This is a genomic window from Flavobacterium sp. HTF (assembly GCF_003105115.1).
In the GTDB taxonomy this organism is placed as follows: domain Bacteria; phylum Bacteroidota; class Bacteroidia; order Flavobacteriales; family Flavobacteriaceae; genus Flavobacterium.
Window position 1 is genome coordinate 28770 of the sequence record NZ_QETH01000005.1, and the last position, 13652, is coordinate 42421.

The 13652-nt window shown below is 38.6% G+C and carries 8 protein-coding genes; 1 reads left to right on the forward strand and 7 read right to left on the reverse strand.

Annotated features, from left to right (window positions below; all coding sequences use genetic code 11):
* Positions 1-33: 33 nt before the first annotated feature.
* Positions 34-891 (reverse strand): AraC family transcriptional regulator, encoded by an 858-nt coding sequence (locus tag DCO46_RS02430; protein WP_116751005.1) that lies wholly within the window; start codon positions 889-891, stop codon positions 34-36.
* Between the two features lie 196 nt (positions 892-1087).
* On the opposite strand from DCO46_RS02430, the gene DCO46_RS02435 reads away from it, so the two are divergent.
* The gene (locus tag DCO46_RS02435; RefSeq protein WP_116751006.1) at positions 1088-1501 is read left to right on the forward strand and encodes a VOC family protein; all 414 of its coding nucleotides are present in this window, start codon (positions 1088-1090) and stop codon (positions 1499-1501) included.
* Positions 1502-1576: 75 nt separating this feature from the next.
* Here the strand turns inward: DCO46_RS02435 and DCO46_RS02440 are convergent, their stop codons facing one another.
* The 6 genes from DCO46_RS02440 to DCO46_RS02460 form a co-directional block, all read right to left on the reverse strand.
* Positions 1577-3607, reverse strand: coding sequence for a heavy metal translocating P-type ATPase (locus tag DCO46_RS02440; protein ID WP_116751007.1), 2031 nt, complete (start codon positions 3605-3607; stop codon positions 1577-1579).
* 93 nt (positions 3608-3700) lie between these two features.
* The gene (locus tag DCO46_RS02445; RefSeq protein WP_116751008.1) at positions 3701-4117 is read right to left on the reverse strand and encodes a Fur family transcriptional regulator; all 417 of its coding nucleotides are present in this window, start codon (positions 4115-4117) and stop codon (positions 3701-3703) included.
* A gap of 125 nt (positions 4118-4242) precedes the next feature.
* On the reverse strand, positions 4243-5517 hold the full coding sequence (locus DCO46_RS02450) for an efflux RND transporter periplasmic adaptor subunit (RefSeq protein ID WP_116751009.1): 1275 nt from the start codon (positions 5515-5517) through the stop codon (positions 4243-4245).
* A gap of 72 nt (positions 5518-5589) precedes the next feature.
* Positions 5590-9906: a CusA/CzcA family heavy metal efflux RND transporter gene (locus DCO46_RS02455; protein WP_116751010.1), complete on the reverse strand. Its 4317-nt coding sequence runs from the start codon at positions 9904-9906 to the stop codon at positions 5590-5592.
* 161 nt (positions 9907-10067) lie between these two features.
* Entirely contained in the window at positions 10068-10391 is a 324-nt protein-coding gene (locus DCO46_RS22560) for a DUF6660 family protein (RefSeq protein WP_124019538.1), read from the reverse strand.
* Positions 10392-10512: 121 nt separating this feature from the next.
* A complete protein-coding gene (locus DCO46_RS02460) occupies positions 10513-13458 on the reverse strand; it encodes an Ig-like domain-containing protein (protein ID WP_116751011.1) in 2946 nt (981 codons plus the stop codon).
* Positions 13459-13652: the final 194 nt, after the last annotated feature.

Sequence of the window (13652 nt, forward strand, 5' to 3'; positions counted from 1 at the left end):
TATGGCAGTCGTGTCTAAAACAGAACTTATATTTTACTGATCATTATTGAGTTTCTGTCGGTAATTTGTCGGACTAACGCCATATTTACCGGTAAAACTTTTGGTAAAATTTGCAAGGTCATTAAAACCACAATCAAATGCTACTTCAGTTATACGCTGATCAGAAAGCTGTAACAACCCGGCAGCCTTTTCAAGTTTTTTGGCTTTAATATAATTGGCAGGTGTATCGTTGTATATTTTTGAAAATTCACGCTTGAATGATGATACGCTCAGATTGTTTTGCTGTGCCAGTTCTTCAATGGTAAGCTGTGAAAATAAATTTGCTTCAATTATTTGTTTGAAAGTATAGGTTGTTGGAGAAAAAAGCTGCGATAATATTAACTGTACTGCTTCTGAATTTTGTGTCTGGGACAACAGAAGTATTATCTCTTTTACTTTCAGTATCAGGATATCTTCATTGATCAGGGACGGGTTTTCAAAATAAAACAACAATCCTTCAATGTACTTCTGGATCAGAAAATCGTTGTTTATTTTTTCACTGGATTTATTTGATATTACGTTCTTTGGGGTTTGAAGCAGCAACGGAAGTTCCCTGTCGTATATTTTTTTTAAAATCTCAGGATAAAAGGTCACGATCACAATCTCACAATTACTTTTTGAATCTGAATTGTACATCTGTTTTCCGGAATTGATACAATTTAGTAATAATGAATAATGGGTCGCAATGTTTATCGGTTCGTCATCAATCTGGTACTCAATATTTCCACCCTTCACATATAAAAAACAAGCCTGTTCAGTAACAGGAAAATCAAATTTAAATGGCGGAGTTAATTCAATTTTCTGAATCAGTGTCTTACCGTACAGATCATGTTTTTTATAGTCGTTTATCATGTATATTTTATTTTTATCGCCTTTACACTTATTTTAAGTGTTAATAACAAATTTCTTTAAGAGCTGTCCTCATGATTTGCCGGCAACTGTAAGGGGTTAGCAATACTTATTAAAAATCAAAAAAACTAAAGACTCCTGACAAACAGCTGTCATAGGGCGAGGTTACTTTTGCCATATAACTTAAAAAATCAAAGATATGAATTTAGTATCGATTCGCATTATTACAGCCCGTTTAGAAGAATTAGTAAAGTTTTATGAGCTCGTTACGGGTATAACTGCTGTGCAATATACCCCGGATTTTGCCGAACTTAAAACCTCAACTACAACTTTGGCTATTGGAAGTACCAAAACCTTGCTTTTTTTTGGTGGTGATGATGTCGCAAAACCTGCTCAAAACAGCAGTGTTATTATAGAATTTAAAGCCGATGATGTAGAAAACGATTATATCAGACTGGATGACGTCCTTCAAAATAGTATAGTTCAAAAGCCTACGGTAATGCCGTGGGGCAACAAATCTTTTTTGTTTCGTGATCCCGACGGCAATCTTGTAAATTTATTTACACCTGTAACGACAGAAGCTGCAGCAAGATTTAACGGTCAGAACCAGTAATAATAGCGAAGGAATTCAGGTAGATTTTTTCCTGAGTCAGATTATATAAAACTGACTCAGGAAAACCAACCGAAGCTAGAATTTCATTTTTTGAATTCGCACTGCATTTAAAATAGCCAAAAGAGAAACTCCTACATCTGCAAAAACAGCTTCCCACATTGTTGCCAGTCCGCCCGCGCCCAAAATAAGTACTACCGCTTTTACCACAAAAGCCAAAGTTATATTCTGCCACACTATTTTTTTGGTTTGTTTTCCAATATTAATTGCCATTGGTATTTTGGATGGTTTATCATCCTGTATTACCACGTCTGCAGTTTCAATGGTAGCATCACTTCCAAGTCCTCCCATGGCGATTCCGGCATCACTAAGGGCCACAACCGGCGCATCATTTACACCATCACCTACAAAAGCAACTGTACCACTTTGTGCCTTAATTTCCTTTACTTTATTTACTTTGTCTTCGGGAAGCAGATCCCCAAACGAGTTGTCAATTCCTAATTTATCAGCTACAAACTTCACTACAGAACTTTTATCTCCGCTGAGCATTGTAACTTTAATATTTAGTTTATGCAGCAGGTCAATAGTCTGCTTAGAATCTTCCTTAATACTGTCTGCAATGGTGATATAACCTGCAAATTTTTTATCAAAAGCAACAGCAATGGTAGTATAGACAATTGAAGAAGGTTCAACATCGTAGCTGATACCAAATTTATCCATCAGCTTGAAATTACCTGCTATAAGTTCTTTTCCGCCAATAAGCGTTTTCAATCCGTGTCCGGCGATTTCTTCTGTGCCTTCCAATTTTATTGAGCTGTCTATTGCTCCGACATATTCATGTATGGCAGTGGCAACAGGGTGTGAACTTTGGCCCTCAACAGCATTTACCATTTTTAATATTTCATCCTTGTCAAAGCCGGGTTTAAAAACGGTCTCCTGAACTTTAAAAACTCCTTCCGTCATTGTTCCGGTTTTATCCATTACTACATTCTGTACAGAAGCCATTACATCCAAAAAGTTGCTTCCTTTAAATAAAATTCCATTGCGGCTTGCTGCCCCAATTCCCCCAAAATAACCAAGCGGAATAGAAATAACCAAAGCACATGGACATGAAATAACCAAAAATACCAATGCTCTGTACAACCAGCTGCTAAAATCATAAGTGTCTGTAAAAAAATAAGGCAAAAAACAAATACCGGCAGCCAGAAATACCACGATAGGCGTATATATTTTTGCAAATTTCCTGATGAATAATTCTGTCGGTGCTTTTTGCGAAGTTGCATTTTGTACCAGTTCTAATATCTTACTGAGTTTGCTGTCTGTATATGCTGTAGTTACTTTTACCTCAGCCACTACATTTAGATTAATCATTCCGGCGAGAACCGTTTCTCCTTTTGCTTTTGTATCGGGTTTGCTTTCTCCGGTCAGTGCTGCAGTATTGAACGAAGCGCCATCTGTCAGGAGTTCACCGTCAAGACCTAGTTTTTCACCCGGTTTTAATTGAATTATATCTCCAATATTAGCGTCTTCCGCTTTAATGGTTTTAGACTTTCCTTCAGCCAGGATAGTAACCTCATCAGGTCTCTGGTCCAACAGGCTCTTAATGTTGGTACGGGCTTTCGAAACAGCAAGTGTCTGAAAGACTTCTCCCACGCCATAAAAAAGCATTACGGCCACTCCTTCTGGGTATTCGCCGATACTGAATGCTCCAATTGTAGCAATACACATTAACAAAAACTCTGAAAAAATTTCTCCTTTAACAATACTCTCTATTGCATCTTTTATAACTGCGTAACCTACAATTAAATAAGCTACAAGATACCAGGCCAGCCTGATTGTCCCGGTAAACCAGGATTGGGAAACCCGGTTGTCCATTATTATTGCGGCAATCAAAAGTATCAGCGATAAAATAGGGAGAAGAAACATTTTAAAAAGGCTTCCTTCTGCATTACCGTGATTATGTCCGTCATCATGATTGTGGCCGGAGTGATCATGACCATCTTCGGCTGAATGTTTTTCTGCCTGCTTTTTGACAGCTGCATTACCGTAAACTTTTTCAGAATGCCCACAGCAGAATTGTTCTGTGTCGTTTTTATATTTATGTTCCATCTGGTATTTTATAAATCTTGATATAATAAAAGGCAATTGATTGCTTTTCGTTCATCTTTTTAAATGATAATTAATTTTGTTTACACCCAAATATTATCCTGATTTCAGGCATTTTTCACATATCCCTTTGGCCAATATCTGAATCTCATCGATTTGCAGGCCGGGCTCCATATTTTCAGGAAAAATAATTTCTTGCCGACAGGTTGTCTCATGGCATTTTTTACAATAAAAATGGAGGTGCCTGTCTTTATGATTGTCCTCACTACAGACTTCTGCGCATATGCTGTACTTGGCCATATTTTCGTCCAGAATTTTATGCACCAGACCTTTTTCCTGAAATGTCTGAAGAGTCCGGTATATGGTCACTTTATCTGCTTTATGAAAATACTTTTCGATTTCAGACAGCGACAGGGCTGCCGTAACGGTTTCCAGATATTCATAAATTAAGATACGCATTGTGGTTAAACGAATATCTTTGGCAGTAAAAACATCTTCTGTAGATTTTTTCATTTCAATTTTATTTTACAAAACAGAACCAGAAGGTTTTCTATATCAGTGCTCTTAGTAAATTTACAAAGAATTTTCTAACCCCTCTTCCTGATTCTTTTATAATAATTCAATACTTCTCTATATAATTAATGCTCGTGTTCTCCTGAATTGTTTAGCTTGGCATTGACGAAAAACGTTCCTTTGGTTACAATTTTAGTTCCTTCCGGAATTTCTTTAACCGGCGTAATAGCTGTATAGCCCAGTTCCGAAACTCCTTTGGATACCTCAATTTTTTCAAAATTCATACTGTTGGCCGCTATTTTCTTTTCTTGTGCCTCATTGTGTTTTTCTCCGGATTCGGCCACTTCGACATGTTCTGCTTCTGCTTTTTTATTTGTTTGGGCAAAAATGTAATACTTCCCGTCCGCTTCGGCAATAGCTTCATTTGGCACAGCTGTGGTTAAAGCATTTCCAATACTTATCATTGCCGTAATATTCATTCCGTCTATCAGTCCGGTTTTATTTCCTGTTACAGCACAATGAACCGCAACTGTCTTGCTTTCATTTTCAAATGAAGAACCGATATTGAATACTTTTGCCGTGTAAGAAGTGGTCGGATTATTGGTTAAAGTAAAATTCACTATTTGTCCAACTTTCACCATCGGAAGATCTTTTTCAAAAATCTGAAGATCGAGATGAATAAGGCTATTGTCTACAATTTCTACTACCGGAGAAGAGACATCTACATAACTTCCTATTTTAGCAAACTCATTGCTTACCGTTCCGCTTACAGGACTTGTGACCGTAAGTGCTGATCTTAAAGTAGAAGCATTGATTCCTGCAGGACTAATTCCCATAAGCTGAATTTGTTTTTGCAATGATGCTTTGCGTGCGCGAAGAGCATTCATATCAGCTGTAGCGCTCTGCAAATTTTTCAATGCCCCTGCATTCCCCTCCTGAAGTTCGCGCTGACGTCTTAATTCCTGATCCGCTAACGTTATTTTGCTCCCAATAGTCAGGTATTCTTCCTGAAGCTGTATAAACTGAGGATTTTCGATTGTTGCAATAACCTGCCCTTTTCTTACGTAGTCACCCAGCTGTACTTTTAGCGATTTAACAACTCCCCCATAGAGTGACGTAGCATTGGCTTTGTTATTATTGGGAACTCTCAGAGCTCCGTTTGCTTTGATTGAAGCCGTAAGGTTTTTGTTCTCAATAGTACCAAGAGTGATTCCGACAGAATTTATCTGATCCTGAGTCAAAGTAGCAATTGTAGCTTCTTCTCCGTGTTGTTCTTCTTTTGTTTCGCCGTTTTTTTCAGTTTCATTAGAAACACCTTCCTTCTCGTTATTTTTTTGTCCGCAACTCATCAGTGAGAAGATAGCGGCAACAGCAATTAGAATTTTAATTTTGATTTTCATGTATGCTCTGTTTTAAAATTATTCAATGAAATCTGTCTTGTGTTTTTTCGACAGAAATCTTATGACCGATATCTATTTATTATTAAAGTAATTAAACTGAACAGCAGACTGGTTGTACTGATTCAGGATATCCAGATAATTCTGGCGTATTCCAACCGCCTGGCTCAGAAACTGTCCTAATTCTGCAAAACTGATTTCTCCCGATCTGTAACTTAATGTAGCTGCTTTTATAATTTCTTCGGCCTGTTTCAAACCGGTAGTTTCATAGAAATTCAGCAGTGAGAGATTTTTCTCGATTTCTGCTACAGATGAAGCTTTCTGTGTCTGTATCTGCTGTGTCTGATACGCCAGATTTTTTTCCTGTACTTCTTTCTCTGCAGAAGCTGCTTTTACTTTGTTTCGCGCATATCCGGCACCGAATAACGGAAAGGAGGCAGTTGCCGAAAAACCGGTATAAGGATCATTGGCTCCCCATATTCTCTGACTGAAAACCCTTCCTGAAAATTCCGGCATATTACTGTTTCTCTGTACGGAAACATTGGATTCTGCTATTTTTACATTTTGTTCCTGAAGAACTAACAGAGGATGAATACCGTTATTTTCAGAGAAAACGACAGCTGCCTTTCCTAATGGGGTTTCTTCGGGTAAAATCCACTGGTTCTCATTTAAAAGCATCATCAGCTGCTGTTGCTGAACGGTCATGTCTTTTTTGTTCTGCTCTGAAAAAGCTTTCAGTTCCTGAAGTTTTGCATCGGCGGCAATTCGGTCAAGCGCTGCTACATCACCCGCTTTTAAACGAACCTCAGCCGTTTTGAAAAGCAAGGTATAAATACTGTCCAAACGTCTGTATAATACCTGTTTGTCCTGCAAATACCAAAGTTTATAATATGCTGTCCGTACATCTCTTTTTATAACTGCGTTCAAAACTCCGGTGTTTAATTCCGCATATTTTAACTGCTCTTTAAAATAGTCTTTCCTTGCAGCATACAGACCCGGCCACGCAACAGCCTGTGAAATACCAATTTTTAATATTCCTGTATTATCTGACGGACGAAGGTCTTCATTCTCCGCAAATATCCCTGTTTTTGGTATATCAACAGCCGTCTTTACGTTAAGTCCTGCGGTTCGTATTTCAGCTTCATTTACGCCCAGTTGCTGATTGTTCTTCAACGCTATTTCTATAGCTTTATCCATTGAAATCCTTTCCTGTGCATTTGCAGATCCTAAACCTGCCAGACAAAGCAGAATTACAGTGATTGTATTTCCCATCTTAAATTTTCCTTTAAAATTGAATTTCGAATTAAAAATAATATACAGCAGGGGCAGCACAAATAAGGTAAGAAACGTGGCGGTAATTAGTCCTCCGATTACCACAGTTGCCAATGGTTTCTGTACCTCTGCTCCTGCACTGCTGCTGATTGCCATTGGCAAAAACCCTAATGAAGCCACTGTTGCGGTCATCAATACGGGACGAAGTCTGGTCATTGTTCCTTCTTTTACCCTTTCAAATATATCTTTCATACCTTCTTTTTCAAGTTGGTTAAAAGTTCCGATCAGAACAATACCATTAAGAACGGCAACGCCAAACAGCGCAATAAACCCAATTCCGGCACTGATACTAAAAGGCATTCCACGAAGCATTAAGGCAAAAATCCCCCCAATGGCACTCATCGGAATTGCGGTGAATATCAAAATGGCCTGTTTAAAAGAACGAAAAGTTAAATACAGCAATGTGAAAATCAAAAGAAGCGATACGGGAACCGCAATCATTAAACGTGCACTTGCTTTCTGAAGATTCTCAAACTGGCCTCCATAAGTAAAATAATATCCTGGCGGCAATTTTACTTTTTCTGATAATTTCTTTTGTATATCCTCAACAACGCTTTGAACATCACGATCCGCCACATTAAACCCTACCACAATCCGGCGTTTTCCTGCTTCCCTGCTTATCTGTGCCGGTCCTAATTTATAGTTGATGCTGGCAACCTGAGAAAGCGGAATCTGGTTTCCTGTATTGGTCGGAATCATCAAATTGCTGACATCATCAATTCCACTTCTGTGAATGCTGTCCAGACGAACCACCAGATCAAAACGTCTTTCGTTTTCATATACCTGCCCTGTGCTTTTTCCTGCAAAGGCTGTACTTACAACATCATTTACATCCTGGATAGTCAGTCCGTAATTCGCAATGCGGGTTCTGTCGTATTCAATATTGATCTGAGGTAAACCGCTTACCTTTTCCACCTGCGGTGAAGTAGCTCCTTCGACACTCTTGATAACATTACTGACTTCTTTTGCATAAACGGAAAGTGTATCGATATTTTCCCCGAAAATCTTTACGGCAACATCTTGTCTGATACCGGTCATCAGTTCATTAAAACGCATCTGGATCGGCTGATTTTTTTCAAAGAAAACACCCGGTATAACTTCAAGTTTTTCTGTAATAGCATCAGCCAGTTCATTATAATCCCGGCCTGATTTCCATTCTTTTTGCGGTTTCAGGACAACCATTAAATCAGTTGCTTCCGGAGGCATGGGATCTGTCGGAACTTCTGCTGCTCCTGTTTTACCCACCACCATTTTAACCTCGTCAAACTGTTTGATTAAACGGGAAGCCTGCATCGAGGTTTCAATACTTTGATTCAGTGAACTTCCCTGCGGAAGGATACAATGAAAAGCATAATCCCCTTCCTGAAGCTGTGGTATAAATTCTCCGCCCATTCTGGTAAAGCAGAAAATAGCAATTACAAATAAAAAGCTTGTAAAACCAACAACTGCATATTTAATATTGATACCCTTTTGAAGTAATGGCTGATATATAGTCTGAAGCTTACGCATCATCTTATCGCTAAAATTCTCCTTGTGATTTGGTTTCTTTGATAAGAATAGAGCACACATCATCGGAATATAGGTCAGGGACAATATTAAGGCTCCAAAAATGGCAAAACCTACAGTCTGTGCCATCGGACGGAACATTTTTCCTTCTACGCCCACAAGAGTCAGAATCGGAATATAAACGATCAGGATGATAATCTCTCCGAATGCCGCACTTGTACGTATTTTAGAAGCAGACTGGAAAACTTCTTCGTCCATTTCCTCCTGAGTAAGACTCCTTATTGCTTTTCGCATTCCTAAATGATGAAGCGTAGCTTCCACAACAATGACAGCTCCATCGACAATCAGACCAAAATCAATAGCTCCAAGAGACATTAAATTGGCACTTACACCAAATACATTCATCATTCCCAAAGCAAAAAGCATGGCCAGCGGAATGGCTGAGGCAACAATTAAACCTGCCCGAAAATTTCCTAAAAATAAAACCAGTACAAAAATGACAATCAAAGCTCCTTCCACCAAATTCTTTTCAACCGTGCTGATTGCTCTTCCGACTAAATCTGTACGATCCAGAAAAGGCTCAATCGTAATATCATCCGGAAGCGATTTCTGTATCGTTGGCAGTTTTTCCTTAATACGTTTTACAACTTCATTACTGTTTTCGCCTTTCAGCATCAGGACTACTCCTCCAACAGCATCCACTTCTCCATTGTAAGTTAAGGCTCCGTATCTGACCGCTTTTCCAAATCGTACTTCAGCTACATCGCTAACATAGATTGGCGCAGCTCCGGTATTTTTTACTACAATCTTTTTTACATCATCGAGTGAAGTAACAAGACCTATTCCCCTGATAAAATAAGCATTAGGTTTTTTATCAATGTAGGCGCCCCCAGTGTTTTGATTATTTTTTTGTAATGCTGTAAAAATATCAGGAATGCTTACTCCCATCGCTTTTAATCTGTCCGGATTAACAGCCACTTCGTATTGTTTTAATTCCCCTCCAAAGCTATTTACCTCTGCAATTCCGGGAGTACCGTATAGTTGTCTGGCCACAATCCAGTCCTGCATGGTACGAAGATCTTTGGCATTATATTTATTTTTGCTTCCTTTTTTGGGATGGATAATATACTGATACACTTCTCCAAGTCCTGTACTTACCGGAGCCATTTCGGGTGTTCCTGCGCCCTGCGGAATTTGGTCCTGGGCTTCTTTTAGTTTTTCATTAATAAGCTGCCGGGCAAAATAGATGTTTGTATCATCATCAAACACTACAGTGATCACTGATAACCCAAATCGTGAAATGCTTCTGACTTCCTGAATTTTCGGAACGTTTGCGATACTCTGCTCAATTGGAAAAGTGACCAGCTGCTCCACTTCCTGACCTGCCAGTGTCGGACAGCTTGTAAAAATCTGAACCTGATTGTTTGTGATGTCAGGTACGGCATCTATGGATAATTTGGTAGCACTCCAGGTACCCCAAATTATAAGCAACAAAGTCATTATACCAATAACGATTTTGTTTTTTATACTGAATTTGATTATAGTATCTAACACAATGTGATTATTTTAACGCTTAGAAAATAGTCTAATATTGGAAAAAATAAGAATGTGTGCTGACAGGCTGCATAACTGCAAAAGTTATTTTACAGCATGATACAGGTGATTCTTAATAAAGAAAGATCACGCTCTGAATTACAACACAATTCAAAAGAAAATTAAGCGAAAAACTTGGGTGGTTCCCATATATTTCCTGAGTATCGGGAAATAACCTGGCAGTCTTTTATCACTGCTTTTTTAGCAGTATAGGAATGTTGGGGAAGATTAAAATCGGGTAATTTAAATTGAAATTTTATTACCGAAACACTACAGCATGAACATTGACAAAAAGGGGTACAATGATCATCATTATCCTGACTATGGCTGTGACTGGCTTCCTGAAATTTTGAATTGGTATCTACGCAATTATTATATACATCACTGCATGGCACTACAAGAAGCGCCAGAATGTATATTAATAATATTGTTGATATCCATCTCATTAGTACAAATGTAAGTAATATTTTATGCAATCGAATTGCAAAGTGAATCTAAAAAGATATAAAAAAACCTATTCCGTAATGAAATAGGTTTTGTTGGATTGTCTTATTAGAATTTACAACGCTATTTAACAATTAGTTTTTTAGAAATATCAAATGCTTTGGAACTAATGGTAACAATATATATTCCTGAAGCCAGATTATGATTGATTTTTCCGGAAGCATTGAGTTGGTTTACCAAAACCTTTCTTCCGTTTGTATCCATAACTGTTATTGTCGCCGTGTCGTCTGCTTTTAATTCCGGAAGCACAATATTAAATTCATTGCTGGTTGCCGGATTTGGATAAAGGGTAACCAAAGAATTATTTTCTGCTTTTACATCGGCTTTTGTAGTATTGGCATTTTTTGCAGCAGCTGACTGAAATTGCCATTGTGCACTTTCCCAATTATTTTGTGCTCCGGCGTATTGAGCTGAACCTGTCAGGTTCTCAATATGAATCATACTTCCGGTCTGCCATCTGTTTTTAATTCTTACCCAGGTACCGTCAACATTTTCGTTGGACCATTGAGCGCTCCACCAGGAAGAATCTCCGGCAGTACATTGTACTACCCCTGTTAGGTTTTCAATATGCATTACATCTCCGGTTCCCACATTTTTTAATATAAAATAAGTGCCGTCAACAGCTACTTTCTGCCATTTATAATTATTATTGGCAACAGTTGGCCCATAGCCTACATTAGCACCGGCATCATATAAATAATTATTGGTCCATCTGTTTTTAATCGTAAAATAGTTTCCGGTTGCAGTATTGACCGTAATGGCAGCCGTGCCTGTTTTGTTTCCGTCTGCTGTTGTTACCGTAATGGTTGCTGTTCCGTTGGAAACTGCTGTTACCAAACCTGCATTATTAACTGTTGCTACCGCAGTATTGTTTGAGGAATAAGTAACCGATTTATTCGTAGCATTAGACGGAAGAACGGTCGGTGTTAATTGTTGCGTTGCCCCAATACTCAAAGTTGCTGATGTCGGACTAAGGCTCACACTTGTTACCGCTACATTGGACGAATTTACTGTAATAACACTAGTTGCCGTTTTAGCACCATCCTGAGTGGTTATCGTAATAGTAGCCGATCCGGATGCAACGGCTGTAATCAAACCTGATCCATTTACGGTTGCCACGCCTGTATTATTAGAACTATACGTAACTGTTTTATTTGTAGCATTGGCGGGAGCAACAGTTGGTGTCAATTGCTGTGTTGCGCCAACACTCAACGTGGCTGTTGTTGGTGAAACCGATACTCCCGTAACTGATATTGATGAACTGGAGCAATTTGTATTTTGTGTCCATGAAAATGCCCCAATTGCACTGATTTCTTCATTAGAAGCAGCATTACCGCCTCTGTTGGAGTAATTCATGTTGCAATACTTGCCGTTTCCGTTTGGAGAACCCGCTATAAGCACAAAATAACCTCTTCCCCAATTTCTGTTAAGCGCATTATTGTTTGGGAATTCCTTACCGGTTCCGTTGACCGTTATGTCTTTAAAAGTTAGGTTATAAATACCATCTCCTGATCTTTTACTGATCGAAATAGCGTCATTTCTGGAATCTAAAATATCAATATTATACAACTGAACATTTTTAACCTGAGTACCCGCATTACTGGCACTAAAAATATCTATTGCCGCAACAGGATTGTTATAGGTATCATTAAAAGTTCCGCAAGCCGTAACTGTGATATCGTGTATTTCGTGGCTTCCGTCATTATTGAATGGTGCCCCGTCAAAATTATTACTAACACGAATACCTGCTTCCAGATTGTCTTTTATAATCAAATTATAAGCTTTATTATTTTTTCCGCCATAAATCGCCAAACCAGTAGCACGCCAGCAGTTTTCAGAAGTATTGTATCTAAATGTATTGTTGATACATTCCTGTCCGTTAGCAGACCAGATTGCCTGGTCATCATCACCGTTATTTCTGAAACTGCAATGCTCTACAATTGCGTTGGCTGTTCCTTTGCAAAGATTGATTCCATCAGCATAATTATTTCTAAAACGGCAATGCGACAAGGTAAAGCCATCGGCAATAGCAGGACCGCCAACATTGTATTGTGCAATCCAGGCACCGCATTCAAAATGCTCTGCCCAGATATTTTTTATAGTCGAAGCCGCTGTAAAAACTCCATTTATAGCTTTATAAGAATTACTTCTCGAAGCTGAGTTTGTCGTTAAATAAAGATCGGCAAATGAAATTCCTGCCGCATTGGCACGTAATCCCCCGTTTCCACTGCTGGTATTGGTAAAATTAATCTGAGTGTACCACATTCCGGCTCCAATTAATGAAGTATTGGCAACCCCAAAATACAATTCGCGGTTAACGTTAAAAACACCACCGGGAACAAATATTTTTTTACCTCCGTTTGCATCAATAAAAGTCTGCAGGTCACTTCCGTTTCCGGTGTAAGTCACAGAACCGGCCGGAGCAGTAATGATGGATGGAACAGGCTCCATTTCAGCAAAATCCAGATGAACATTCCCTGACTCTCTTACTAATTTTAAAGTTCCGGATGCCGAAATTTTAGCCGGAAGCTTATAACGTACTTCATCAAAACGCATTCTTGGGTTCTGATTTGTAATTCCGTTATTGTTTGGATTTCCGTTACTCCACAAATATTCCCATGACCAGTTTGAGGTTAGTGTCAGGGTTGTGATTTTGGTGTTTCCGTTATACACACCCACAGTAGCCGTTTGCCCGTCAGGAACGCTATATCGGATTACAAGTCCGTCTGCTGCTTCCGTAAGCGTCCACTGAACCGTGGCGTTGGTTGCAGACAGGTTTACACATTGCTGGTCTGAAGCTTCAGATTGCAGATCTGCCTGAATGTATGATTTGGAAGTAACCGAAGCACCGTTGGAAAGTTGTCCGGCATTTGCTTCATACCTTTTGTAAGGAGCATCATAATAGCCCCGCTGGGCATGTAAACCTGTGGAAAAGAGTACCAATAAAAGCCATAATATCTGGCAACATTGGTTCTTTGTAAAAAAAACAGCATGTAATTGATTTTTCATAATTTGTGGTTTTTTAAAGTTAGAAAGTATCCTCCAATGAGGATATAACGAAACTAAACCTTTAAAAAAAAATAAGGAAAATATCTACTAAAAATCAAGATTAATACATCTTCAAAACAAGTCTAAAACATTATAAATCAATACAATAAACTTTAATACAGAAATAAAAAATCAAGAGAAAATATAGGAAATAA

What these genes read in the sequence shown, in the direction of transcription:
- DCO46_RS02460 (WP_116751011.1), bottom strand. Translation starts at nt 13,458, where the DNA reads ATGAAAAATCAATTACATGCTGTTTTTTTTACAAAGAACCAATGTTGC.
- DCO46_RS02450 (WP_116751009.1), bottom strand. Translation starts at nt 5,517, where the DNA reads ATGAAAATCAAAATTAAAATTCTAATTGCTGTTGCCGCTATCTTCTCA.
- DCO46_RS02445 (WP_116751008.1), bottom strand. Translation starts at nt 4,117, where the DNA reads ATGAAAAAATCTACAGAAGATGTTTTTACTGCCAAAGATATTCGTTTA.
- DCO46_RS22560 (WP_124019538.1), bottom strand. Translation starts at nt 10,391, where the DNA reads ATGAGATGGATATCAACAATATTATTAATATACATTCTGGCGCTTCTT.
- DCO46_RS02435 (WP_116751006.1), top strand. Translation starts at nt 1,088, where the DNA reads ATGAATTTAGTATCGATTCGCATTATTACAGCCCGTTTAGAAGAATTA.
- DCO46_RS02440 (WP_116751007.1), bottom strand. Translation starts at nt 3,607, where the DNA reads ATGGAACATAAATATAAAAACGACACAGAACAATTCTGCTGTGGGCAT.
- DCO46_RS02430 (WP_116751005.1), bottom strand. Translation starts at nt 891, where the DNA reads ATGATAAACGACTATAAAAAACATGATCTGTACGGTAAGACACTGATT.